Origin of the sequence: Myxococcus sp. CA056, assembly GCF_013336715.1 — a bacterium.
Taxonomy (GTDB): Bacteria; Myxococcota; Myxococcia; order Myxococcales; family Myxococcaceae; genus Myxococcus; species Myxococcus llanfairpwllgwyngyllgogerychwyrndrobwllllantysiliogogogochensis.
The window spans coordinates 14,289-39,147 of sequence record NZ_JABUMT010000007.1; the positions used below are offsets into that span (position 1 = coordinate 14,289).

Consider the following 24,859-nt stretch of genomic DNA (forward strand, 5'->3'; position numbering starts at 1 on the left):
CTCACTCGTACCGAAGGGCTTCCACGGGGTCCAGGTTCGCCGCGCGCGCCGCCGGCCAGATGCCGAACAGCAGGCCCACCAGCGCGGCGAAGAACACCCCGCCCAGCACCGTGGACGTCTGCACGTCCGCCGCCAGGGGCGTTATCAGCGACACCACCTTGGCGGTGCCCAATCCCACCGTCGTTCCCAGCAGGCCTCCCACCGCGGACACGCTGGCCGCCTCCATGAGGAACTGGACGACGATGGTGCGCTTGCGCGCTCCCAGCGCGCGCCGCACGCCAATCTCCCGCGTCCGCTCGCGCACCGACACCAGCATGATGTTCATGATGCCGATGCCGCCCACCAACAAGGTGATGAGCCCCACGCCTACCGCCACGCCGTACAGCGCGCCGGTGAGCTGCGCGTAGGTCTGCGCCATCGCCTCCGGCTTGTTGATGTTGAAGTCGTCGGGCTGACCCGGCTCCGTGCCGCGCAGGCGCCGCAGGATGCCGATGAGCTGGTCCTCCGCCATGCGCACCTGGGACGCGTCCGCCACCGCCATGGCGATCTCGAACGGCCGCCCCTTGCCGAAGTTGCTGTAGAACGTCTTGAAGGGGATGAGCACGAGCAGGTCCATGCTCTCGTTGACCACCTTCCCCTTCCGGCTGAGCGTGCCCACCACCTGGAAGGAGTGGTTGTCCACGCGGATGCTCCGTCCCACCGGGCTGATGCCGGGGAACAGCCGCTCCGCCACGTCCGCGCCCAGCACCGCCACCGGACGCGTCACCTCTTCATCCGACTCCGTGATGAAGCGGCCCCCGGTGATGTCGAAGCCCGCGATGCCCAGGTACTCGTGGTTGACGCCCTGGATGCGCACCGACGACATCTGCTCGCCGCCGTACGACACGTCCGACAGCCGGGAGACGGACGGGGACATCGCGGTGATGAACGGCGCCATGGCGCGCAGCCGGGGCAGCTGCTCCAGGGTGAAGTTCTTGCGATTGCGGTACTTCCACCAATCGCCCTTGATCATCCACGGGAACTTGGAGACATAGAGCGTGTTGGCGCCGAAGCTCGCGAGCTGTCGGTGGAAGGACGTGTTGAGCCCCTGGATGATGCCGACGATGGCCAGCAGCGTGGCCACGCCGATGCCGATGCCCAGCGTCGTCAGCACCGTGCGCAGGCGGTTGGCGCGCAGGGAGAACACGGCGATGCGCGCCCCCTCCAGGACATCCACCCGCAGGCTCGTCGCGTTCTTCATACGCCTGCCACCATCGGGCCGGCGACGCCCATGGCCACTTCACGCCCGGGACCGTCGGCGACAATCTCTCCGTCGCTCAGGCGGATGGCCCGAGGGCAGCGCGCCGCGAGCTTGGGCTCGTGCGTGACGAGCACCAGCGTGTGGCCCGCCTGGTGGAGCTGCTCGAACAGCCGGACGATCTCCTCGCCCGTGGCCGAGTCCAGGTTGCCCGTGGGCTCGTCCGCCAGGAGCATGGAGGGCTCCGACACCAGCGCGCGGGCAATGGCCACGCGCTGACGCTGACCACCCGACAGCTCGTTGGGCCGGTGGTGCATGCGGTGCGTGAGCTGAACCTTGTCCAGCGCCGCCTTCGCCCGCTCCCGCCGCTCCTTGGCCGCCATGCCCCGGTACACCAGGGGCAGCTCCACGTTCGCCAGCGCCGTCTCCTTCGGCAGCAGCTGGAACGTCTGGAAGATGAAGCCGATCTCCACGTTGCGGATGACGGCGAGTTCGTCGTCGCTCATGCGCGACACGTCCTTGCCGTTGAGCATGTAGCGGCCGCTGGTGGGCGTATCCAGGCAGCCCAGCACGTTCATCATCGTGCTCTTGCCAGAACCGGACTGGCCGATGATGGCCACCCACTCCCCTCGGCTGATGCCGAAGGTGACGCCTCGCAGCGCGCGCACCTCCTCGCCACCGACATGGAAGACGCGGGTGATGTCGTCCACCTGGATGAGCCGGCCTGTGCCGGCGCCGCTGCCGTCACTCACGACTTTTGACCGCCCTTCGCGCCAGGACCCTCGCCCGGTTCGGGCGCCTGGACATTGTCCCCGTGGTTCAGCTCCTTCGACAGCGTGCGGTAGGGCCCTTCCACCACGCGGTCCCCATCGCTCAGCCCGGAGAGGATCTCCAGCTCCGTGTCGGAGGCGATGCCCGTCTGCACCCGCCGCACCTGCGCCTTGTTCGCCGCGTCCACCACGAACACCACCTTGGCGAGCGTCTCGGTGCGCTTGGCCTTCAGCGCGCCGCCCTCCACCGACTCCTTGAAGTCCGGCAGCGAGCGCTCCGCGCGCACCGTCACCGCCTGGATGGGCACCAGGATGACGTCATCGTGCGTCTCCGCGGAGATGCGAGCCTCCGCGCTCATGCCCGGCAGCACGCCCGGCGGCCGCATGTCCAGCGCCACCGTGACGGGGAAGCTCGTCACTTCCGCCTCCGTGCCCGGGTTCTTGATGAGCGCCTTCTGGGCAATTTCCACCACCGAGCCCTGGAACGTCTGCCCCTCCAGCGCGTCCAGCGTCACGTCCGCGGGCTGGCCCGGCTTCAGGTGCACCACCTCGTGCTCACCCACCTCGAACTTCACCTCCATGGCGCTCAGCGCGGCGATGGTCATCACCACGTCCTCGGCCAGCTCCGAGCCACGCACGCGCTCACCCACCTCGCGCGACAGCTCGATGACGTTGCCGTCGATGGGCGACGACAGCGTCGTCCTCGACAGGTCCGCCTGCGCCTGCTCGACGATGGCGATGTTGCGCGCCAGCTGCTGGCGGGCGGACGCGAGCCGCGCCTCCGCCGTGTTCTTGCTCGCCTTCGCGATGTCCAGCTCCGCGCCGGACGCCAGGCCCTTGGTCACCAGGCCCTCCACCCGTCCCAGCTCCGACGTGGTGCGGCTGACCTCCACCTCCGCCACCTGGGAGTCGGCGCGCGCGGCGTTCTGCGACGCCATCGCCTGCTTCATCGCGGCCTCGTAGATGCGCTTGTCGATGCGCCCGAGCACCTGGCCCTTCTTCACCGGCTCGCCATCCTTGACGAGCAGTTCCACCAGGTCTCCGGAGAGGCTGGAGGAGATCTTCACCGTGGTCGCAGCCTGCACCTTTCCCGCACCGGTGATGGTGCGGGTGATGGTGCCCTTGCGAGCCTTGGCGATCTGCACTTCCTGGGACGGTGGCGGACGCTCCTTCAGTCCTCCAGCCGTGATGGCAGCGGCACCCAGGAACAGCGCACCGGCAATCGCACCCTTCCACCACTTCATTTCGTCTCTCCCGGGCTCAGGGCGCCCATGGCCCGCAACAAACTGAAGCGGGCGATTTCGACATCAATCCTGTTTTCCAACAAGCTCAGCTCCGCTTGCGTGAGGTTCAGCTGGGCATCGCGGACTTCCAGCGTGGAGCCCGCACCGGCCTTGAAGCGCTCCTCCGCCAGCCGGAGGCCCTGGAAGGCGGCCTCCTTGTTCTCGGCGGACAGCCGGGCGGCGACCATCTGCGCCTCCAGCGACTGGTGGGCGGCGCGCACCTGGCCCTCGATCTCCCGGGCCGACTGCGCCAGCGTGAGCTGCGCCTTGCGGATGCTGGCCTCGGCGCGCCGCGTCTGGGCGGGGGTGATGAACCCGTTGAAGACGTTCCACTCGAGGTTGATGCTGCCCAGGAAGTTGTTCTGCAGGCGAGGCTCGGTGAAGACCTGCTCCGCGTCCGGGCCCTGGCGGGTGTAGAGGCCACGGGCCGACAGCACGGGCAGATAGTCCGCGCGGGCGATGGAGCGCTGCAGCTCCGCCGAGCGCACCTGAAGCTGGAGCGCCTTGAGCAGCGGGCGCCGCTCGCGGGCCGAGTCGATGGCCTGCTCGATGGTGGGCGCGGGCGCGGGCTCCGAGGTGAGCACGCCCGGATCCACCGCCTCCAGGGGCTCGGTTCCGGGACGGGTCAACCACACGGCCAGCTGCGTCTGGTCCGTCACCAACGTGGTGAGGGACTGGACGAAGGTGATGCGGTCATTGCCCAGGTTCACCAGCGCGGAGATCTCCTCGACCTTGCCCACGCGTCCGGCCTGGAACAGGGAGCGCGCGCGGTCCAGCTGCTCCTCGCTGCGCTTGACGGTGGCCTCCAGCACCTGGCGGGTGGCCTGGGAGCGGAAGAGCGTGAAGAACCGCCGGATGGCCTCCAGCTCGGAGGTGTCCGCCTCTTCCTGCGCCTGGCTCGTCTGCGCATCGCGCAGCACGCCGCTCTGCTCCAGCTGCTTCCAGCGCGCCCTGTCGTAGATGACCTGATTGAGGATGAAGCCCAGGTCGTAGTCGCCCGTGCTGGTCGGCTTCGACTCGACGGGGATCTGCACGAACTCGCCCGGGTTGTTCGGGTCCGGCACCAGATTGAAGGACTTGCGGCGACCGAACCAGTTCTTGCCGACCGACGCGTTGACGGAGAGCTGCGGCAGGAGCGCCGAGCGCGTCACGCGCACGTCTTCACTGGCGATGTCCAGGTCGAGCAGCGCCTGGAGCGCGGTGGTGCTCTGGCGGCCCTGGGTGCGGACCTCGTCCAGGGTGAGGCGCGTGGGCGCGGGAGCGGCGGTGAGCAGCACGGCGACGAGGAGCGCGTTCATCGGCCACCTCCCGCCATCTCCGCTCCGGGAAGGCCCACCATCAACACCCCCGCGAACATCACGTAGAGCACCAGTGCCAGGATCAGCGCGCGGCCGCGGGGCATACCGGTGGCGGCGGCGAAGCCCAGGCCCAACAGGCCCGTGCTCCAGAGGTTGAAGAAGTCCACGGTGGACGCAACGCGCGCCATCTTCGGGCTGAGGGTCCCCAGGAACGCGCCCAGGTGCGACGGCACCAACTGCGCGACGCGAGCGACGCTGAGCGTGTGCTGAGCGGCGATGCAGAGCGTGAGGACCGCGTGGTACAGCGCGATGGGCAACAGCGCCAGCGCCGCCACGGACATCAGCTGCTCGAAGTGGGCGGGGCGATCAAACAGCCAGGACACCACCCAGAGGATGGCGGCCAGCAGCAGCGCCACCATCGGCATCACGAAGACGCCCTTGGCGATGCCTCCGACGAGCGCCTTGCGGGTCGTCGTCTGGATCTTGTCGGTCAGGTCGGCCTCGGAGATGGTCGCCATCTCCCCGGACGCCTGGAGTTCACGGATGACATCCGGGGTCGCGTCCCAGCGAAGGGAAAACAGCGTCCCGGAGGCGGACACACAAAGCGCGAGGATGAGCAGGGGCCAGACCCAACGGCGGGCTTCGACGGCGGCGGGCGTTCCCTCGACAGGGTCGATGAAGACGCGCACGGGTTGGACGAGTGAGGTCATAGAGTGAGTGGTCTCGGAGGGATGTACGGCGCTCCCCCTCAGGCAATTGCTCGGCCAGTCGAAAAATCGCGGCGGTGAACGGGCAGCCGGCCAACCGAATTCCATCCTCATGGAAGGTTGCGCGGCTTTCTACCTCAAGGATTCCGCAGACCTGTAGCAACCTGTTGCGGAAATTTTGCCGTCGGGATCGAGAGGGTGTATTCCGCTCGGCTGCACGCTTGCCGGAGCTCGAATGGTCGAAAGCACGGATCTGGCCCAGGTCCTCCAAGAAGCGAATGACATCGCCCGGAGCGTGGCCCAGAAGATTACTTCGGCCCACGTGCTGTTGGCGCTCTTCACGGTGGAGAACCGGGCGCAGCTCCTGCTGAAGGAGCGGGGCGTGGACGAGGATGCCCTCCTCCACCTGCTCACCGCGGCCCCGGCGGAGACGGACGGACAGGTTCGCGAGCTGCGGGAGAAAGCCCGGGAAATCGCCACGAGCTGCGGCTCGCAGGAGGCCGACTGCCTGCACCTGCTCATCGCGGTGACTCGGGTGCGCTGCGTCGCGCAAGAGCTGCTGGTGCAGACGGGGTTGGATCTGGCGACCCTGCGGACCACGGCGGTGTCCTACTTCGTGAGTGGGCGGATGCCTCGCAAGCTCCAGCCCGGTCGCACGCACGTCCTGGGCGCGCGCCCCGCCCCCAGCCGGCCGCTCGGTGCACCTCCGTCTCCCCTGCCCGCTTCCGCCGTGGCGGTGAGCCTGCCGCGCTCGCTGCCGAGCGCGCCCCCGGCACTTCCCCCGCTGCCGCCTCCGCCGCCACGCGTCACCACTCCCGCCCTCTCTCCGAGGGACCTCATCGACGTGGACGACGACGAGGCCCAGGCAGCGCCCCCGCCCAAGGCCGCTCCTCCCCCCGCCGCGCCCGCCGCGGTGGCCCGCGCGGTGCCGCCGCCGGCTTCGACGCCCCTCGCCGCCGCGCCAGTGTCGCGCCCCGCGCCGACGCCCGCGCCCGCTGCTCCGGCGGCCCGAGGCACCTCGCTGGCGTTGGACCCCAAGGCGTTTCCGATGTTGACGTCGCTGGGCCGCAACCTGAGCCAACTGGCCCGCGAGGGTCGGTTGGATCCAGTGGTGGGCCGCGCGCGGGAAATCGAAGAGGTCATCGACGTCCTGGGCAAGCGCCGCACCAACAACCCGTGCTTGCTGGGTGAAGCCGGCGTGGGGAAGACGGCGGTGGTGGAGGGCGTGGCGCAGCGGCTGTTGAGCTTGCGCGGGAGCCTGGCGGAGAAGGTGGTCGTTGAACTGGACATGGCCTCGCTGGTCGCGGGCACGCAGCTGCGGGGCTCCTTCTCCGAGAAGCTCAACACGCTGAAGGAAGAGGTCCGCCGCGCGGAAGGCCGCGTGATGGTCTTCATCGACGAGATTCACACGCTGGTGGGCGCGGGCTCCACGGGCGACGGCCCGCAGGACGCGGCCAACGAGCTGAAGACGGCCATGGCGCGGGGCGAGTTCCCCTGCATCGGCGCCACGACGCACGACGAGTACCGCAAGTTCATCAGCGCGGACCCGGCGCTGGAGCGGCGCTTCACGCCCGTCGTGGTGCACGAGCCGTCGGTGCCGGACACGGTGGAGATCCTGCGCGGCATCATCGGTCGCTACGAGGAGCACCACGCGCTGCGCTACCGGCCGGAGGCCCTGGAGGCCGCCGCGTCGCTGGCCAGTCGGTACGTGACGGACCGGTTCATGCCGGACAAGGCCATCTCCGTGGTGGACCTGGCGGGCAGCCGGTGCCACCGCGAGGGGCGGGACGTGGTGGAGGTCTCGGACGTGGCGCGGGTGGTGGCGAAGCTCGCGGGCGTGCCGGAGGAGCGGCTGTTGATGAACGACTCGTCGCGCCTGCTGCGGCTGGAGCAGGACCTGAGCGAGCGGGTCATCGGGCATGAAGAGGCGATTGCGCGCATCGCGCGGGTCATCCGCCGCAACTACGCGGGCTTCGCTTCGCGGCGGCCCATGGGCAGCTTCCTCTTCCTGGGCCCCACGGGCGTGGGCAAGACGGAGATGGCGCGCGGGCTGGCGGAGGTGCTGTTCGGCAATCGCGACGCGCTGGTGCGGCTGGACATGAGCGAGATGTCGGAGGCGCATGGGGTTTCGCGCCTCATCGGCTCTCCCGCGGGCTACGTGGGCTTCGGCGAAGGTGGCCAGCTCACCGAGCCGGTGCGTCGGCGCCCTTCGTCCATCGTGGTGCTGGACGAAATCGAGAAGGCGCACCGCGAAGTGCAGATGCTGTTGCTCCAGGTGCTGGAAGAGGGACGGCTGACGGACGGCAAGGGTCGGCACATCGACTTCTCCAACACCGTCATCGTGATGACGACCAACCTGGGCGCGGAGGCCTTCTCTCGCACGGGTCGTCCGCTGGGCTTTGGCTCGGAGGGCTCGGCGACGACGAACGCGCTGGAGCTGGCGGCGTCCGCGGCGCGCAAGGCGCTGCCCCCGGAGCTGTGGAATCGCATCGACGAGCGGCTTCCCTTCCGTCCGCTGGAGGAGGAAGAGGTCGCGCGAATCGCCACGCTGTTGCTGGAGGAGAGCAGCAAGCGGCTGTCCACCGAGCGCGGCATCGAATACGTCGCGGGCCAGGACGTGGTGGGCCACCTGTTGAAGTCGGGCGGCTTCGACCCGCAGCTCGGGGCGCGGCCCATGCGGCAGATGGTGCAGCGGCTCGTGGAAGGACCGCTCGCCGAGCGCATCCTCTCGGGTGAGTTCGGCGCGGGCGACAAGGTGCGCGTCGCGCTGCTCGCCGGTCAGCTCGCGTTCCAGCGGGTGCGATGAGCCCCCGCGTCTCACGGACGCGCGGCGGCAAGGGGACGGGGAAACCCGCTCCCGGGACAGGCACGGGCTCCTCTCGGAAACGTGCCGTCCGCGCAGCACCTCGTCGAGAAACGCGGCCGCCCCTCGTCATCGTCGGCACGGGGAGGCTGGGCGGTGCGCTGGGCCTCGCGCTGAGCGCCTCGGGATGGCCCGTGCGCATGCACTCGCGGAGCGATGAGGGACGCCTTCGCGCCGAAGCCCTCGGCCTGAAGCCCGCGACTCCCGAGGACTTGAGGCGCGCGCGCCTCGTCCTGCTCTGCGTCCCGGACGCGGAGGTGCCCCACGTCGCGGAGACACTCGCCACCACCCTGCCCCGCTCCGTCGCCCTCGTGCACACCGCGGGCGCGCTCTCCCTGGACGCGCTGGGCCCACCACGAGGTCGCGCGCTGGGCTCGTTCCATCCACTGTGCGCGGTGTCCTCCGCTCGCGATTCCCTCGCGGGACATACCGCCTCCATCAGCACCCGCTCGCGCGCGCTGAGAGACGTGCTCCGTCGCATGGCCGTCGACGTGGGGCTGAACGCCATGGAAGTGCCAGAGGGACACCGCGCCGCCTACCACGCGGGTGCGGTGATGAGCGCGGGCCTCATGGTGGCCCTGGCGGACGCGGCGGTCGCGGCGCTCGGTGCCGCGGGCATTCCACCGAAGGACGCCCTGCCGGCGCTGCTGCCCCTGATGCGCTCCGCCCTTCGCGGCGTGGAAGCCCGGGGCCTCGCGGGAGGCCTCACCGGTCCCATCGTCCGGGGTGACGCGGGCGTGGTGGCCGCGCATCTCGCGGCGCTGCCCGACGACGTCACCCCCATCTACCGACTGCTGTCGCGGCGCGCCTTGAAGCTGGCCTCGGAGCGTCTCCGCCCCGAGTCGCGCGCCGCGCTGGAGAAGCGGCTCAGGTGATGATCAGCGAGCCCTGAAGGCCCTTGCGCACGGAGCCGAGCGCACGCTCGGAAGCGGCCTCCGCCTCGGTGAGCCGGCGCAGGCACAGCTCGCCCTGACCCGACGCCACACCGCGCTGCAGGTCCGACAGCAGCGTGAGCGAGGCCTGGAGCATCTCCTTGCCCTGCGGCGTGTCGTTGACCGGCTTGCCAGCGGCCTTCGCCACGGCCTCGCCGAAGGCCTTGATGGTGCCGCCGAGCTTGGCAGCGTCGAAGCTGGCCAGCAGCGGCTTGATGCGCGTGGGGTCGATGCGGATGAGTCGCAGCGCGCCCACCCGAGCGAAGCCCGGGTGCAGCAGACCGATGTCGCTCATCTCGAACGCGCCCAGCAGACCCTCGTCCGGAGCGGGGTGCGCGTGCGGCACCACGTCCACGAACAGGGGCAGCGCATCCGCGCCCTGGCGATACAGCTCCACTTCCTCGTCATCCAGCGGCGGGAAGGAGGTCGGCGCGCCGATGAAGAGCAGCGGCAGGACGATGTCGTGCCAGAAGTCCTCGGGCGCGGAGCCCGTGCCATTCACCGTGGCGAACAGGTGGACCATCAGCTCGGCCAGACGCGGGGCGCGCTCGGCCTGCTCAATGAGCGTCTTCGTCGGATCCAACCGCTGGAGGGACTGGACGATCTGCCCCTCGAACTGCTGGCGAGCCTCCGCCGGAAGGTCCTGCGCACGACCCAGCGCGTTGCGCACGTCGCGGGCGAGCACGTCCGGCTTGGTCTCCAGCGTCGTCGTCGCCTTCTTCGGGTCCACGACGACGAACTGGAGGAAGCCCGGGTCGAACAGGCGCTGGTAGTCCACCGGCGTCAGCTTCGGCGCCTGACCGCCCAGGGCCTGGGCCGGGTTGGTGCCGAAGCGGGCCTGCCCCAGCGAGCGGCGGATGTCCGCCGCCAGGTCATCCAGCCGGCTCAGCTTGCTTTGACCCAGTGCGTCCATCGCCGCGCCAAAGGGCGACAGCATGATGATGGCCTCGGGAAAGCCCAGCGTGGCGCCTTCCGGAGAGTCGCGGTTGGGGAACCAGAACGCGTTGTGCTCCACGATGAGGCGCATGGCGAACGCGCCAGCCAGACCCAGGGCCACCGTCTGGTGCTCGGGCTTGTTCACCTGGAAGGGGCCACCCAGCACCTTCGCGACGGCCTTCTCCACGTCCGCCCAGGGCGCCTTGACCAGGTCGATCGGCTTGCCCTCGGCCTGTTCGAGGGCCGCGGCGACCTGGAGCTGCGCCTGGTGGACATGCTGGGGGACAGGATGCGCCTGGGGTTCCGGTTGGGACATGAAGGAATCCGAAATCGAAAGGGAAGCGGTGGGCCTCCCCTTACCGTGAAAAACGCGTTCGTGGCTACGATTTGTGGCCAGTAGGATGGCCCGCATGCCTGCTTCCCGCTGGCGCCTGCGCTGGCATGCCGTAGCCGTCTGTCTCCTGCTGACATCCTGGGGGTGTGCTTTCGTCACACCTCGTTTTCCCCAAGACATCCAGACGTCGTTCGCGCGCGACCCGATGCGCAAGCTGACGACCGCGTCACTGGAGCTCTACTACCCGGAGCAGTTGCGAGGCCCCGCGCTGCGGATGGCGGCGCGGCTGGAGGGCTGCGTGGAGCAGTTGCGCGCGCAGACCTGGCGCAAGGAGCCGCGAGCGCGAGTCCTCGTCTACATGACGAGCGCGGACTTCAACAACGCGTACGTGGTGCCGGACTACGCGAGCATCCCGCAGCAGATGGTGGTGCCCGCGAACGTGACGCTGGAGCTGTTCCACCTCTTCGGGTTGGGCGAGGTGGATGTCGGCGACGTGGCCTGCCACGAGGCCGTGCACTACGTGCAGCTCCAGCAGACGAACGGGCTCTGGGGCTTCCTCAACGACTTCACTGGCGGCCTGTTCCAACCCAACACCTTCACCGAGTCGTGGTTCCTGGAAGGCCTGGCCACGTACTACGAGGGCCGCTTCGGCAAGGACACGGGGCGTCCGCACAGTCCGGTGTGGCGGGGCTGGTTCGACTCGGTGGTGCAGGCCCGGGATGGGCGGATGGACCCGGGGTTCCTGTCACCCGAGAACCGGGCGTTGGACCCTTTCGGCGGCAACTACCTCACGGGCATGCACTTCGTGGAGTACCTGGCCACGAAGTACGGCGAGGCGAAGCTGTGGAAGCTGGTGGACAACCAGGGCACCACCGTCATTCCACCCATCGCCGTGACGCTGCGATTCAAGGGTGTCTATGGCAAGGACATCGGCTCGCTGTTCGCTGAGTACACCAAGGACCTGCGTGAGCAGCTCATCGTGCGGGAGCGGCCGCAGTCGCAGCGCGTCTGGATTCCCGAAGCGGGGTACTTCTCGCGCCTCGCCTCGCATCCGTCTACCGGCGTGACGGCCCTGGTGAGCGTGGGGCGGGAACAGTACTCGCGATTGACGGTGCGTGAGCCGGATGGACATGTGCGGTTCGAGCGGCCGTTGGTGGAGTTGCTGCCCTTCCGCCGCTGGGTGCTGGGGTCGTCGACGCTGGTCAGCGGCATGTCCTTCAGCGCGGACGGTGCGTGGCTCTACCTGGTGATGGCGGACCTGAACGCGGTGGGCGCATACGACGCGAAGCTGTGGCGCGTGGACGCTCGCACGGGTGAGGTGGTGCGCGTCTGGGATGACGTGAAGGGAATGGGCGGGAGCGTCACGCCAGATGGCGCGGCGTATGTCTATGTCCGCGTCGAGGGAGACACGGCGAACCTGAGGCGGTTGGAGCTGGAGACGGGCAAGCAGGAACAGCTCACCCACTTCGACGCGAGCGCTCCGCTGGGCCCACCGGCCGTGTCCCCGGATGGGACGCGGATGGTGTTCCCACTGAAAGGGAACCAGGGCTGGGACCTGGTCGTGCGGGAGGCGGATGGAAGCCTGCGTTGGCTGACGCGGGATGGCCTGTTCAACTACTCGCCGCGCTGGCTGGACGCGGACCGCATCGTGTTCCTGCGCGAGGACACCGGACGACTCCAGGCGCATGTGATGACGGTCTCCACGCGGGAGCTGGCGCGAATCACCGATGCACCGTTCCTGGTGATGGACGTGAGCCCCATGGGCACCGGTGAAGTGGCCTTCCTGAACAGGGATGGGGCCTCGTTCACCATCGACCGTGCCGCCGTGTCCGCGATGGCGGAGCGGGTGAACGCGGCGGTGTTGCCGTCCGGCATGCAGGCGCCCACGTCGTCTCCCGATGAAGCGCCTTCGCTGCGCGCCGAGCCGGGAGTGCCTCCCGCGAACGCGCCCGCTGGCTCCGGCACCGGGACACCTCCGCCATCCCTGGCGGACACGTCACCGATGAGCCCGCCGCCTCTTACCTCGGCGCCCGCCGTCACGACTCCCTCGGAGCAGACGCCTCCGCCGCCCGCGCCCGAGGAGCTTTCGACCTTCCCCAGCACGGCGCCTCCCGGTGGACAGAACGCGGGGATGTCGCCCGAAGCACTCGCGGCCTTTCCTGGAGCGACCTCTTCCGAGAGCCCCGATGCGGGAGCATCGCGCGACACGCTCACGGCCACTCCCAGCACGCCCGCCTCCAGCGCGCCAGATGCAGGAACGCTCGCGGCTCGCCCTGGAACCAGTGCTTCGGGTGGACCGGATGCGGGAGCATCGCCCGACACGCTCGCAAGCACCCGGGACGCGGGGACCTCGTCACCTGCCCAGGCGCAGGGACCCGCGACGTCCGAGCCGCCCCCCGGAGGTTTCACGCCCTTCCCTCCAGGTTCCACGGACACGCCAGTGAAACCCGCTCCAGTGGCTCCGCCGCTCGCGGGAGCCCTTCCGGTGGAGCCCATCGCATCCACCACGGGCAATCTCGAAGCGCCTGTCGGCGCGCCGCCACCCGACCCAGGCAAGCCCGTGACGGTCCTCACCGATGAGCCCTACTCGACGCTGGAGGGCTTCCTCATCCCCGAGTTCCGCCTCCCCTACCTGTGGGTCGCGAGGGAGAGCGACGACTCGGACGACTTGTTGTTCAGCGGTGGGTTGTCGCTCGCGGGCCAGGACCGGCTCGGCTTCCACGCGTACGCGCTGAACTTCTCGTACAGCACGCAGGACCAAGAGCCCAACGTGTCGCTCGCATACGGCAACGCGCAGCTCGCCCCCTGGTACTTGCAGGCCTCCGTCGCGCGCGTGCGCGAGAACGAGCGCACCGACCTCCAGGCCCTGGCGTACGCGTCCCGCACGTTCTGGACGACACCGGTGACGATTGGCGTGCTGGCGCTGCATCGTGAGTACGACGCCGTCGGCCAGTTCCCTCGGCTCGTCACGCGGCTGATTGGACCCGAGGTCTCCATGTCGTACTTCGCGGGTGACGCCACGTCCTACGGTGGTCTCCAGCGTGGACTGGGAATCTCCGTGAGCGGCGCCGTCTATCCCGGAGCGTTCGCGCTGGACTCGACGGTGGGCGACGTCCGCCTGGGCCTGGACGGCTTCTTCGGCGGATTCTTCGGCGGGAAGGACAACCTCCAGCTCAGCGCCGTGGGGCGCTACCTGCCGGGTGCACCCGAAGGGCTGCTCGAAGTCGGTGGGTTCAGCGCTGGCCAGACCTGGTACAGCAGCCGGCGCTCGACGGAGACGAGTCGCCTCCCCCTCCAGCTCCAGCCGGGCATCGCGTTCAGCGAGTACGTGCGCGGCTACGAGGACATCACGATTCGCGCCAGGAACGCGCTGATTGGCGGCGCGACGTACCGGTATCGCATCATCGTCGACCACGGCTGGGCGTCCACGCTGTGGCTGCTGCCGTCGCTCTTCGTGCGCAACTTCGAGATGGATGTCTTCGCGACGCTGGCGCGGACGGACAACCGGGACAATCACGGCGCGTTTGGCGCGGCCATGTCCATCCAGTTCACCATGGGGCAGGCCGTGCCCTTCTCCCTCTTCTACCAGTTCGCCCGTCGCTACGACGATGGGCTGGGAGACCTGCACCTGGTGGGAATCGGCCTCTAGGCCCTGCTACTTCCCGCGCCTCAGTCCATACAGCCCGGCGGCGCGGGCATGCGCCAGCACCCCGGACGGCACCAGGTCCGAGGGCTCCGTGCCCCGCGCCAGCAGCTCGCGAATCACGGTGGAGGACACCTCGGCCAGGGGCGGGCCCACCGTGTCCGGCGCCGGGTAGCCCGCGCGGTACAGCACGAGGACACGCGACATCTCCTGGATGCGGTGGAAGTCCTTCCAGTGAGGCAAATCCCGCAGGATGTCGCTGCCGATGATGAGGGACCAGCGCACGCTCGGGTGGCGCTCCACCAGCAACGCGAGCGTGTCCACCGTGCGGCCCGTCAATCCAGGCTCGCTCTCGATGCGCGTCGTCTTCAGCCAGCCCGACGTCTCGCGGCACATGGCGTCACACATGGCGACGCGGTGCTCGAACGCTTCCATCTGCTTGCCGAACGGGTGTTGCGCGGACGGCATCAACCACACCTCGTCCACGCCCTGCGTCGCGTGCACGTACGAGGCCGCCATCAGATGCCCCACGTGCGGGGGGTTGAACGAGCCTCCAAGGAGCGCGACCTGCACGTCAGGGCCTCACGTCACTTCAAGGTCAGCTTCGGGGACTTCTTGTCCAGGGCCAGCACCCGCGGCTCCAACACCACGTGCCCGTCCAGCCGGTACGCGGAGAAGCGCAAGTCGCGGTCCGCCTTCTCCAGCAGCGCGCACGTCTGCTCCGCGGCGCCCACCAGGCGTCCCGGCGTCAGGAAGTAGCGCGGGCCAATCTGAACAACTTTCGGCTCCGGGTCCTTGCCGTGGATGAAGACCATCGCGTTCAGCAGGTCCTCGCGCGTCAGGTCGTTCTTGTCGTGCACCACGCAGCACAGCGTATCGCCCAGCAGGTCCATCGCCTTGTTGTTGATGGTGGGGTCTCGATACTGAAGCGATTCGCGCTCCGGAACGCGCACGAAGCGCTCCATGACCAGTCGCCGGTTCTCCTCGGAGGCCACATCCGCGGGCGCCGCACCGCGCGCGGGCGTCCGAGGCAACGAGTCCTGGCTGCCGAGCCACTGGCTCACATCCGCCAGGAAGTCCGAGTCCGAGTACTCCCGGCCGCCCCGGCTCTTCTGCCGCCGCCAGAGCAGCCACTCGTCCAGGTCCGTGTAGCGCGCGCCCGTGAAGAGGAAACGGCGCGCGCCCAGGGAGCGCAGCAGCTCATAGGCCGCGTCGAAGGCTTGCAGGTCGCCGTGGCTGTCGGAGAAGACACCAATCACGTGGAAAGTCCCACGCTCAAGCGTACAGCAGGTAGGGCTCCCTTTGTCCGGCGAAGCGCTCCGTCTGGGTGGAGAATCCCTCCATCAGCCGCTCCAGGCTCCACCCGGCCTCGATTCCCCGGCGCACCTGGTCCGTCCCGCACAGCAGGTCGAACGCCGGCACGTCCTCGACGAACTCGTACGCGTCCGCCCGCCAGTCGAACTTCCCCGGGCCAATGTCGTGCAGGGCCTGGAAGATGGCGACCCCGGTGCGCAGTGACTGGAAGGTCCGCCGGTCCGTGACATGGATGAAGGCCCCGTTGCAGGACTCACCCCGGTACTTGTCGAACGTCGGGGTGAAGCCCACGGCGCGGAAGGACACGCCCGGAAGGTCCTCCTTCGCCAGCCGCGCCAGCAGCGCGTCCGTGTCCACCCAGGGCGCGCCGAACTGCTCGAAGGGGCGGCACGTCCCGCGCCCCTCGGATACGTTGGTCCCCTCCCCCAGGCACATGCCCGGATACACCAGCGCCGTGTCCGGCGTGGGCATGTTGGGCGACGGGGAGATGAACGGCAGGTTCGTGTCTGACCAGAAGTGCTCGCGGCGCCAGCCCTCGCAGGGCACCACCGTCAGCGCGCAACCGAAGCCCTCCTGCGCGTTGAACAGCCGGGCCAACTCCCCTGCCGTCATCCCGTGTCGGTTGGGCAGCGCGTACAGGCCCACGAAGGAACGAAACCCCTCCCCCACCAGGTTGCCTTCCATCGCCTGGCCATTGAGGGGATTGGGCCGGTCCAGCACATAGAAGGGCACACCCGCCTTGGCGGCCACCTTCATGGCCAGCGCCATGGTGTAGACGTAGGTGTAGTAGCGGCTGCCCACGTCCTGGATGTCGAAGACGAGCGCGTCCAGGCCCTTGAGCCACTCGACGCGCGGGGACAGCGACTCGAACGTAGAGCCATAGAGGCTGTGGACGGGTACGCCGGTACGGCGGTCCTTCTCCTCGCCCACGGCCACCATGTACTGCGCCTCGCCGCGCACGCCGTGCTCCGGGCCGAACAGCGCGCCCAGCGTCACGCCCGGCGCCTGGGCCAGCAGGTCCGCCAGGTGGCGGAAGCGCGAGTCCACACTGGTGGGGTTGACGATGGCCCCCACGCGCTTGCCCTTCAGCGCGGAGAAGCCCTGCTCGACCCACACGTCCAGTCCCGTCTTCACCTTCGTCACGGCGCTTCCTTCCTCGCAACGGGCCTCGCGGGCCGGTCCTCAGTCCTTGAAGCTCTTGAGCGCGTTCTGCGCGGCCACCTTCGAGTCGCACTTCCCCACGCCGAGGAAGCCGCCCGAGCCGTCGTCCGGACCCCCATCCTCCGCCAGGTCTTCCAGCTCGCCCAGCGCGCTCTGCAGCTTGAGGGAGCGCACCGCGTCCGCCGCCGCCGCGCGAACGCTGCACATGGGATGCGACAGCATCTGGATGACGCGTTTCTCGGCGTCGCCATTGCCAACCCTCACCGCGCGCGCGTAGTCGTCCAGCGAGCGTCGGGGGTTCTCCATCGCCTCGTCCAGTTGGCCCTGGAGGTAGAGGCGACGGCCCTGGTCCTTCTCCTCGCCGATGATCTTCCGCGCTTCCTTCGCCAACGCCTCACGCTCGCTCTTGGGCGCGCGCTCCACCTCGGAGATGGCCCGCGTCGCCGGGCTGCCGCTGAAGGCCACCACGCCCACCCCCAACACCACCGCCAGCGCTCCGGCGATCAGCAGCGTGCGACGGTGCGCGCCCAGCACCCGCAGCACCGCTCCCGCTCCGCCCGGAGGCATCCCGTCCCGCATCCGCGCGAAGAGCGACCTGCCGGCATGTGACGCCTGACGCCCCAGCACCACCGCGCCCGCCGCGGCCCGCTGTCCCAGCTCCGCCGCCCGCTGCCCCAGCAGCGCCACATCCACCGCGCCGCCCTCCAGCGACGACTCCGGCACACGCGACAGGCCCAGGTTTCCGTAGGGCGGCATCGACTCCGTGCCCGGCGCCTCGGCGATGGCGCCCGCGGAGGGCGCCTCCACGCGGTACGGCGCGCGCGGCACCTGGAAGACTCGAATCTTCCCAGGGATGCCCTTGAGCTCGAAGGCGCCGACCTCCCGTGAGGGAATCTCCGCCTTGTTCATCGCCAGGTAGACGGCCTCGGTGAAGTACACCTCGCCCGCCTCGGCCAGCCCCTCCACGCGCGCGGCGATGTTCACCGGCTCCCCGAAGACGTCATTGCCGTCCAGCCGCACCTCGCCCACGTTGATGGCGAAGCGGACATGGAGCTGCTCCGACTCCGGCACCCCCCGGTTGTGGTGCCACAGCCGGTCCTGGATGGCGACGCCACTGAGCACCGCCTGGGTGGGTGACTCGAACGTCAGCAGGAGCGCATCACCGATGGACTTGATGATGCGGCCGTCAAACGCCTTGATGAGCGGCGACAGCAGGGCACCGTGGACCCGCAGCAGGCGCTGGTTCTGCTCCAGCGACTGCCGACTGGTCCGCTCGGTGAAGCCCTTGATGTCGGTGAAGACAATGGCGAGGTTGGCGGTCTTCAAAGCGCGCGCAGTCTATGCGCCACGATCCGGGGCGCAATCGCCGCGACGCACCGCGACGTCATTCGTCAGCGACGCGACGGCTTGAGCGCTCGCATGCGCTTCTTCTCTTGCGGCTCCATGGACTTGCGCACCTTCGCCGCGAGCTGGGGCCGCTCCGTCCGCTCGTAGAAGTCGGCCAGCTTGCGGAGCACCAGCGGGCTGTCCGGCTGGACGCTCCGCGCCGCCAGCAGCTCCGTCTCGGCATCCAGCAGCCGCTCCTGCTTCTCCAGCACGTCCGCCAGTTGGAGGCGCACCTGCACCCACTCCGGCTTCGAACGGGCCAGGTAGCGGTAGTGGAGCTCCGCCTTGAGCAGGTCCCCCAGGGAGACCCACAGGCCCCCGAGCCGGAAGCGAGCCTCCTCGTACGACGCCCGGTGCTGCACGGCCGTCTCATAGGCACGGGTGGCCTGGAGGGAGTTGCCCCGCTCCTCCCAGAGCAGCCCCCGCAGGTACCAACCTCGGGGGTTGGTGGGAGCAATGCGCGTGGCGACTTCCAGGTGGGCCTCGGCCTGCTCCAGCGAGCCGCCCACCTTCAGCAACAGTCGCGCGGCCTCCAGGCGGGGCAGCTCCCACTGGGGTTTGGAGAGGACCAGTGCCTCCACGGCCTGGAGTGCGCCGGTGTCATCCCCGCCCGACTCCAGCGCGAGCGCGTCCGTCAAGGACATGGGTGGGGAAGCCGGGGCCACGGGTCGGGACTGCGCCACCGTCAGGGTGGATGGCTCCGCGGCGTCAGAGGCGCCCGCCAGGCAAGCCACCAGGAAGACCCAGTGCATGCGCGGCAGATAGCAGAGCCGAGCGGGGCTCCTCAATAGATCCTCTTGACGGCCGGACGGCTGCGCATGAAACCCATGACCGTGCAGATATCCCAAAAGACGCTGGAAGACCTCGGATTCGCGGAAGTACTTCGCGCGCTGACGCAGCGGTGTCGGACGGAGCCAGGCAGGGAGCGAGTGCTCGCCCGGCCGTTCCTCGACTCGGCCGAGCAGGTCTCGGAGGCGCTGGCCCTGGTGGACGAGGCGCGCGCCCTGTCCCGGGAACAGTTCTCCCTGCCGCTTGGCGGCGTGGTGGACCTGCGAATCCCCGTGGGCCATGCGGCCAAGGGCGGCATCCTGGAGCCCCGTCAGCTCATCGACTCGGCGCAGCTCCTGTTCGCCTTCGTCCGCACCCGTGAGGCGGTGGAAGAACGCAAGGAGCGGGTGCCCCGGCTGATGGAGCTGGCGCGCCGGCTGCCCATGCTGGAGTCACTGGCCCGGCGCATCGACCAGTGCTTCGAGCCGGACGGTGAGATTTCCGACCGCGCCAGCCCGGAGCTGCGCGAGGCCAGGGACAGGGCCCGGGGCCTCCACCGGCGCATCAAGACGCGGCTGGACGAGATGCTCCACGACGAGGGCTTCCTCTCCAAGCTGCGCGAGAACTACTACACCCTGCGCAACGGCCGGTACGTGGTGCCGGTGGTGTCGAACTACCGCTCGGAAGTGGACGGCATCGTCCACAACGCGAGCCAGACGGGCCAGACGCTCTTCATGGAGCCGCAGGCGATGGTGGGCCTGGGCAACGACCTGGCCATTGCCCAGTCGGTGGTGCTGGAAGAGGAGCGGCGGGTGCTCCAGGAGCTGAGCCAGCAGCTCGGCCGGGAGTCGGACCGCGTCCTGGAAGGTCTGGACGCGGTCGCGGAGCTGGACGAGGCGGAGGCGGTGGCCATCCTCTCCGCGGACCTGGACGCGAGCACGCCGGAGTTCGTCGGAGTATCGGACCTCCAGTTGCAGTTGCTGCGCCATCCGCGCCTGGTGCTCAAGGGCACGGAGGTCATCGCCAACGACGTGACGCTCAATGGTGGCGCGAAGGCGCTCGTCGTGTCCGGCCCCAACGCGGGCGGCAAGACGGTGACGCTGACCGGCGTGGGGCTGTGCGCGCTGATGCTGCGCGCGGGCCTGCCCATTCCGGTGGCGGAAGGCTCGCGGATGCCCTTGTATCGCTCCGTGCACTCCACGGTGGGCGACTCACAGGACCTGACGCAGGGCCTGTCCACGTTCAGCGCGCACGTGGTGATGCTGCGCGACATCATCGCGGAGGTGGGCGAGGGCTCGCTGGTGATGATCGACGAAATCGCCGCGGATACGGACCCGCGCGAGGGCGCGGCCATCGCCATCGCGGTGCTCGAGGAGATGCTGGCCAAGGGCGCAGTGGCGCTCGTCACCACGCACCTGGAGGAGCTCAAGGCGCTGGCGCACATGGACCCGCGCTTCTTGAATGCACGGGTGGGCTTCGACTCGAAGCGGATGGCGCCAACGTATCGGCTCCAGATGGGCGCGGCGGGCCAGTCCTCCGCCATCGACATGGCGGTCCGGGTGGGCCTGCCCCAGCGGGTATGCGAGCGCGCGCGTTCTCTGACGCTGAACGCGGGCGGTCCCCTCTCCCAGGCACTGGCGGCGGCCGAGGACGAGCGGCGCAAGCTGTCCGAGGAGCTGGAGCGGGCGCGCGTCGCGGCGAAGGAAGCCGAGGCGCTGCGCACCGAGCTGGAGAAGCAGAAGCAGACCTTCGAGCGGGAGCGCCGCGCGAAGATGATGCAGTTCAACGAGGACGTGCACGCGGCCAGCGAGCACGCGGCCTCGGAAGTGAGAGAGCTGCTGGCGAAGCTGCGCTCCGAGCAGAACGAGAAGGCGCTGTCGGAAGCGCGGATGCAGCTCCAGCAGCGGGCGGAGGATGCCCAGAAGCGCGCCCTGGCGGCGAAGGCGGAGCTGTTCCAGGTGGAGGCTCCCGGGCCCGTGAACCTCAAGGTGGGCGCCTGGGTGCACCACTCGGGGTTGAGCCGGGATGTGGAGATCCTGGAGTTGGCGGAGGGCCATGCGGTGGTGTCCGCCGGTGGGGCGATGAAGATGCGCGTCCCCACGTCGGAGCTGTCGGGCTCTCGCACGCGCAAGCCGCAGCAGGCGAAGTTCCCGGAGCGGCAGAAGCAGGAGGCGTCGCTCAAGCGTGCGGCCTCGGCGGCGCCGGCGCAGGTGGAGGCGACGAACTTCCGGTGCGACGTGCGCGGAATGCGCGCGGACGACGCGCTCGCGGAGGTGGAGTCCTTCCTGGACCGGGGCATGCGCAGCGGAGAGGAAGCCGCGCTCATCGTCCACGGCCACGGCACGGGGGCGCTGAAGCAGGCGCTGCGCGACTACCTGTCGAACTCGCCCTACATCCGGATGTACCGGCCAGGCGAGGCCCACGAGGGTGGTGACGGCGTCACCGTGGTGGCCCTGCGCGCCTGAGCGAAAGGCGCGGATTGACCTGGCTCGCGGCCACATCGGCTCGCGAGCCAGGCGCCCGGCCCTGGCTCGCTAGCGATTGCGTCCCAGGTGCTCGTGGCTGGCAACCCACTCCTCCGAGCCCAGCGTGGATGACAGGGCACACGCGAGCGACAGCTCTCCCGCGAGGACGACTCCCGCGACAATCTCCGCCAACCGGCGCACCTTGCCGCGTCCGTAGCAGTCCATCATCTCCAGGCACTCCCGCTGCGTCGGCAGGCCCGTGCCTCCACCGTGCGTGGCCAGCACGAGCGCGGGCAAGGTGATGGACGCATAGAGGTCCCCGTCCGAAGTCTCCTCCATGTACAGGCGTCCGGCGGCGGACTCCGCCAGGGCCCCCACGTCCTGTCCCGTCGCGATGAACAGCGCCGCGAGTGCATTGGCGGACTGAGAGCCGTTGTTGTGTGAGCCCGCCAGATTCGACCCTTCCGTGGTGATGCGCTGCACCTGCACCAACTGGCGCACGTGCGTGCGCATCCGTGACAGGAGCAACTCCTTGCCGATGACCGCCTCCGCCACCACGCGCTTGCCTCGGGTCCGCAGGATGTTGAGCTGGGACGACTTCTTGTCCGTGGAGATGTTGCCATCCAGGAAGCTGGCGCGGATGGCCGGGTACTGCTCCCGAATCCACAGGAGCGCGGCGAACACGGCCTTGCCCACCATGTTCTGTCCCGCCGCATCTCCCGTCGTGAAGTTGAAGCGCAGGAAGACCATCCGGCTCACCTGATAGGCCTCGATGTCCTGGAGCGTCGCCACACGGCTCGTCGACTCCGCCTGCTCGGCGATGGCCGCCCGATTCGTCCTCACCCATGTCGTGAATTCTCGCCCGGCCTTCGCGCTCTCGAAGACGAAGACCGGCGAGCGTTGCATGGCGTCGTCCAGCACCGTGCAGACAGCCCCTCCGGCCTCGTTGAGGACCTTGATGCCGCGGTTGTAGCTCGCCACCATCGCCCCCTCTGTCGTGGCCAGGGGGATGAGGTACGCGCCATGCGCATTCTCCCCCAGGATGGTGAGGGGCCCGGCGATGCCCAGCGGAACCTGGGCCACACCCGTGAAGTGCTCGCACGAGTTCCTCGCATGGCCGGCGTCGAACGAGTGGCTCGCCACATGCTCCAGCCGAGCCCCCGTCCACGCCTCCGCATAGTCCCGCCGGGAGCGGACGATGTCCTCCGTGTAGTCATCCTCCGGACAGCGCGGGATGCGACTGTCGGGCTCCGGGTGTCCCTCCTCGATGGCCTCCGTCACATGCAGACTCACGGGGCCGTGAAGTCCACACTCCAGCTCCACCTCCACCCAGTGCTCCCCCTCCCCGAGCGGCGGAATCTCGGCGCGCAGGCACAGCGTCCTGCGCTGCTCGAAGGCAACCGGGCATTCCCGCGACAGCCGCTCGCCACGCCACACGGGGCCCTCGTCCGACATCAGCACGACCTGCTCGAGCGGAACTTCCTTCCCATCCACCCGAACCACGCCGAGCCCGATGAGCCGCAGGTCCGTCAGGTGATTGCGCAGCTCGAGTTCCACCGCGCCGCGCCGATTCCTCAAGCACCGCGTCGCTCCTGGTTCGCTCCCGATACCCCTCGTCGAACTCACCACATCGCTGGCCATGACGCCCCCCGGGCCAACCAAGGCACGCTTGTTTCAAATGTCGCGCGGAGCCGGCACGACACTGCCGACTTCCCGGCAAAGCATGTTCAACGAGGCGCCCCGCCATCCAACGTGTGACAGCACCTCGCCCCGCGAGGCAGACAGGACGGGCCCGCGGGGCGAGGAACATTCAACCCCGCGGGCACCGCCCGAAGCCTCAGTGCAGCCCCGTCCGGCTGACGGAGGCCGACGAAATCTGGTCATTCCACGGCCCACCCGGCACGGCGTTGACCTCGCGAATGCTCGAGGACGTGGTGAAACACCGGCCCGTCTGGTTCGGGTGCTCGCACAGCGTCGCCTGATAGGGCCCCAGCACGGTGATGGAGCTCAGCGAATCATCGAAGCCAACGTCCCCCAGGAAGCCGATGCTCGACGTCAGACGGACGACGTTGCCCTCCTGCTGGATGTGCTCGTGCAGATACACCCCGTCGTAGGCCGAGTAGCCCTGGACCGCATACGTGTAGTCGCCCGACGAGGTCTTGTAGCCGCGCCCGAAATCCGAATACGCCCAGTTGCCGAGCCCTCCCGGAGCGCGCTTCACCACCACGGACCAGAGCTGGAACGGGAAGCGCGCGCTCAGCCGCGAATGGAGCTGGGAGGACCTGTCTCCCGAGCCTCCAGACAAGCTCCCGATCTGCCCATTCACATAGCTGGCCAGATACCCGGGCCCCACCACGCTGGTCACCGTCCGGGTCGGAAAGGCGAGGTGCGTGCAGTCATCCATCGAATCGGATTGATAGAAGGCGCCCTCGTGGTGCATCCACGCCCCCCACTCCTTCTTGAGCGCCATCACATGCCAGTTGCGCCCTGGCGCCGCGTTCTGGAGGAACGCCTGCATCCCATACCAGCGCGCCTCCGCGTCGCCCCCGAGCGTGTACGCCGTATTCCTGAAGATGGCGCTGAAGTCCGCCGGCAACCCCCTGGAGGACGGCAGCAGCCGGACGTTGAGGGCCAGGATGGCGTCAATCAATCCCGCCCCCGGGAAATCCATCATCATGATGCCCGCGCGCTGCGCCCACCCGCCCACCAGGTGGTCGATGGCGTAGTCATTCACGCCCCGGTAATTGATACCCAGGATGTTGATTCCTCCCGCCACATGTAAGGGATAAGCCATGGCGGAAGAACCACTCAGGAAGTTGATGAACAGGGTGGACGGTGAACCGCCCTGGGTCCTGTCAAGGTGCGCGCGGACCTTGTTCCATTTGTCGTCGATATCCGCGAGCTGGGACACCGTCCAGTCATCCTGGAGATTCACCGCGCCCCAGGGGATGCCGTAAGTCCCTCCGGCGAAATCGTCCACAATCACAATCTTCCCGCGAACCTCTCCCAGCGTGGGCACATGCGAGCCCCGCCAGAGGTAGGGGCTGTAGGCGGGCTGGTCGCGATACCACTCGAAGGTCTGCGCGAAACCGCGCGTATTGCTCTCCTCCGTGTGTTCCCGCTTCACGCGCATCACCACCGTCTCGGTGGGGTGCGCATTGAGGAACTGGATGGTCGTCTGGAGGACATCGTCGAAGTTGACGTGCAGGTAGACGACGCCGTGGTGGATGGTGAAACGGTCACCGATGTGCCGACAACGGATGTCCAGCGCGCGGATCCCCGCGTCGAGCTGCTGGCGCAATCCCAACGACTGGGTCTGTGTCAGATCTCCACCATAAGATTGATAGGCCATGGTGTCGTGAGTCCCAGGCATGGACAGGGCGCCCAGGCCCGTCGAGTTGGGGACCCAGCTCATCCACGCGGGGTGACTCGTCTCGATACCGCCGGAGTGGTTGTAGTACCGCCCCCTCGCGAGGGCTGGAGTCGTACCGACGATGAGCCCCAGAGCCAGCAGGAGCGCCAGGGGACGAAGCCCCGCGACAGGGAAAGACAGCGTGGACATGATTGTCTCTCGTTGACGTGTGAAGGGGTGGCGGCGACATACCCTTGCCCACGAATGGGCACACCTGAGCGGGCCTGCGTGTAAAACCACCCCGAAACAGGAAAAACCATCTTATATATCAAAATCACTTGAAACACGAATAAGCCACGTGCAATGAAAGAGCCCCTTCAACAGAAAGGTCGTGCTCTTGAGAGGCAATG

Annotated in this window: 17 protein-coding genes; 4 read left to right on the plus strand and 13 right to left on the minus strand. The window is 68.7% G+C overall.

What is annotated here, in order from left to right; all coding sequences use genetic code 11:
- Position 1: 1 nt before the first annotated feature.
- The 5 genes from HUA76_RS26485 to HUA76_RS26505 are packed head-to-tail and all read right to left on the minus strand — an operon-like array spanning position 2 to position 5,298.
- The gene (locus HUA76_RS26485) at positions 2-1,240 is read right to left on the minus strand and encodes an ABC transporter permease (protein ID WP_174462421.1); all 1,239 of its coding nucleotides are present in this window, start codon (positions 1,238-1,240) and stop codon (positions 2-4) included.
- Complete coding sequence (locus HUA76_RS26490) at positions 1,237-1,989, minus strand: ABC transporter ATP-binding protein (protein ID WP_141643766.1); 753 nt, start codon at positions 1,987-1,989, stop codon at positions 1,237-1,239. The genes HUA76_RS26485 and HUA76_RS26490 overlap by 4 nt, the downstream gene beginning before the upstream one ends.
- The gene (locus HUA76_RS26495; RefSeq protein ID WP_141643767.1) at positions 1,986-3,251 is read right to left on the minus strand and encodes an efflux RND transporter periplasmic adaptor subunit; all 1,266 of its coding nucleotides are present in this window, start codon (positions 3,249-3,251) and stop codon (positions 1,986-1,988) included. Before HUA76_RS26495 ends, HUA76_RS26490 begins: the two co-directional genes overlap by 4 nt.
- On the minus strand, positions 3,248-4,588 hold the full coding sequence (locus HUA76_RS26500) for a TolC family protein (RefSeq protein ID WP_174456688.1): 1,341 nt from the start codon (positions 4,586-4,588) through the stop codon (positions 3,248-3,250). Before HUA76_RS26500 ends, HUA76_RS26495 begins: the two co-directional genes overlap by 4 nt.
- Entirely contained in the window at positions 4,585-5,298 is a 714-nt protein-coding gene (locus HUA76_RS26505; protein ID WP_141643769.1) for a YIP1 family protein, read from the minus strand. Before HUA76_RS26505 ends, HUA76_RS26500 begins: the two co-directional genes overlap by 4 nt.
- A gap of 232 nt (positions 5,299-5,530) precedes the next feature.
- Between HUA76_RS26505 and HUA76_RS26510 the strand changes: the two genes are divergently transcribed.
- Positions 5,531-8,101 carry an AAA family ATPase gene (locus HUA76_RS26510; protein ID WP_174456689.1) on the plus strand — a complete coding sequence of 857 codons (2,571 nt, stop codon included), beginning with the start codon at positions 5,531-5,533 and terminating at the stop codon, positions 8,099-8,101.
- A complete protein-coding gene (locus HUA76_RS26515; protein ID WP_174462422.1) occupies positions 8,098-9,033 on the plus strand; it encodes a Rossmann-like and DUF2520 domain-containing protein in 936 nt (311 codons plus the stop codon). The genes HUA76_RS26510 and HUA76_RS26515 overlap by 4 nt, the downstream gene beginning before the upstream one ends.
- Here HUA76_RS26515 and HUA76_RS26520 read toward each other — a convergent pair.
- On the minus strand, positions 9,026-10,342 hold the full coding sequence (locus HUA76_RS26520; RefSeq protein WP_174456691.1) for a hypothetical protein: 1,317 nt from the start codon (positions 10,340-10,342) through the stop codon (positions 9,026-9,028). The genes HUA76_RS26515 and HUA76_RS26520 overlap by 8 nt on opposite strands.
- An 85-nt stretch (positions 10,343-10,427) precedes the next feature.
- Between HUA76_RS26520 and HUA76_RS26525 the strand changes: the two genes are divergently transcribed.
- Complete coding sequence (locus tag HUA76_RS26525) at positions 10,428-14,009, plus strand: hypothetical protein (RefSeq protein ID WP_217440260.1); 3,582 nt, start codon at positions 10,428-10,430, stop codon at positions 14,007-14,009.
- 6 nt (positions 14,010-14,015) lie between these two features.
- Here the strand turns inward: HUA76_RS26525 and nadD are convergent, their stop codons facing one another.
- The 5 genes from nadD to HUA76_RS26550 all read right to left on the minus strand — a co-directional run bounded on the left by nadD (position 14,016) and on the right by HUA76_RS26550 (position 18,616).
- On the minus strand, positions 14,016-14,576 hold the full coding sequence (gene nadD, locus HUA76_RS26530) for a nicotinate (nicotinamide) nucleotide adenylyltransferase (RefSeq protein WP_141645669.1): 561 nt from the start codon (positions 14,574-14,576) through the stop codon (positions 14,016-14,018).
- A gap of 14 nt (positions 14,577-14,590) precedes the next feature.
- Complete coding sequence (locus HUA76_RS26535; protein ID WP_174456694.1) at positions 14,591-15,262, minus strand: hypothetical protein; 672 nt, start codon at positions 15,260-15,262, stop codon at positions 14,591-14,593.
- A gap of 16 nt (positions 15,263-15,278) precedes the next feature.
- Positions 15,279-16,460: a DUF1343 domain-containing protein gene (locus HUA76_RS26540; RefSeq protein ID WP_174462424.1), complete on the minus strand. Its 1,182-nt coding sequence runs from the start codon at positions 16,458-16,460 to the stop codon at positions 15,279-15,281.
- Between the two features lie 39 nt (positions 16,461-16,499).
- On the minus strand, positions 16,500-17,804 hold the full coding sequence (locus tag HUA76_RS26545) for an adenylate/guanylate cyclase domain-containing protein (RefSeq protein WP_174456696.1): 1,305 nt from the start codon (positions 17,802-17,804) through the stop codon (positions 16,500-16,502).
- Between the two features lie 65 nt (positions 17,805-17,869).
- Positions 17,870-18,616: a lipopolysaccharide assembly protein LapB gene (locus HUA76_RS26550; protein WP_141645665.1), complete on the minus strand. Its 747-nt coding sequence runs from the start codon at positions 18,614-18,616 to the stop codon at positions 17,870-17,872.
- A 75-nt stretch (positions 18,617-18,691) separates the two neighbouring features.
- Between HUA76_RS26550 and HUA76_RS26555 the strand changes: the two genes are divergently transcribed.
- Positions 18,692-21,097, plus strand: coding sequence for an endonuclease MutS2 (locus HUA76_RS26555; RefSeq protein WP_174462556.1), 2,406 nt, complete (start codon positions 18,692-18,694; stop codon positions 21,095-21,097).
- Between the two features lie 69 nt (positions 21,098-21,166).
- On the opposite strand, the gene HUA76_RS26560 is transcribed toward HUA76_RS26555, so the two are convergent.
- Positions 21,167-22,675: a hydroxymethylglutaryl-CoA reductase gene (locus HUA76_RS26560; protein WP_254614500.1), complete on the minus strand. Its 1,509-nt coding sequence runs from the start codon at positions 22,673-22,675 to the stop codon at positions 21,167-21,169.
- Positions 22,676-22,934: 259 nt separating this feature from the next.
- Positions 22,935-24,659, minus strand: a complete 1,725-nt coding sequence (locus HUA76_RS26565) for a phosphatidylinositol-specific phospholipase C (RefSeq protein WP_174462426.1) — start codon at positions 24,657-24,659, stop codon at positions 22,935-22,937.
- Between the last annotated feature and the right edge of the window lie 200 nt (positions 24,660-24,859).

Excerpts from the sequence above, each read along its gene's own strand:
- HUA76_RS26485 (WP_174462421.1), bottom strand. The coding sequence starts at position 1,240 with ATGAAGAACGCGACGAGCCTGCGGGTGGATGTCCTGGAGGGGGCGCGC.
- HUA76_RS26495 (WP_141643767.1), bottom strand. The coding sequence starts at position 3,251 with ATGAAGTGGTGGAAGGGTGCGATTGCCGGTGCGCTGTTCCTGGGTGCC.
- HUA76_RS26500 (WP_174456688.1), bottom strand. The coding sequence starts at position 4,588 with ATGAACGCGCTCCTCGTCGCCGTGCTGCTCACCGCCGCTCCCGCGCCC.
- HUA76_RS26505 (WP_141643769.1), bottom strand. The coding sequence starts at position 5,298 with ATGACCTCACTCGTCCAACCCGTGCGCGTCTTCATCGACCCTGTCGAG.
- HUA76_RS26510 (WP_174456689.1), top strand. The coding sequence starts at position 5,531 with ATGGTCGAAAGCACGGATCTGGCCCAGGTCCTCCAAGAAGCGAATGAC.
- HUA76_RS26515 (WP_174462422.1), top strand. The coding sequence starts at position 8,098 with ATGAGCCCCCGCGTCTCACGGACGCGCGGCGGCAAGGGGACGGGGAAA.
- HUA76_RS26520 (WP_174456691.1), bottom strand. The coding sequence starts at position 10,342 with ATGTCCCAACCGGAACCCCAGGCGCATCCTGTCCCCCAGCATGTCCAC.
- HUA76_RS26525 (WP_217440260.1), top strand. The coding sequence starts at position 10,428 with ATGGCCCGCATGCCTGCTTCCCGCTGGCGCCTGCGCTGGCATGCCGTA.
- HUA76_RS26550 (WP_141645665.1), bottom strand. The coding sequence starts at position 18,616 with ATGCACTGGGTCTTCCTGGTGGCTTGCCTGGCGGGCGCCTCTGACGCC.
- HUA76_RS26555 (WP_174462556.1), top strand. The coding sequence starts at position 18,692 with ATGACCGTGCAGATATCCCAAAAGACGCTGGAAGACCTCGGATTCGCG.
- HUA76_RS26565 (WP_174462426.1), bottom strand. The coding sequence starts at position 24,659 with ATGTCCACGCTGTCTTTCCCTGTCGCGGGGCTTCGTCCCCTGGCGCTC.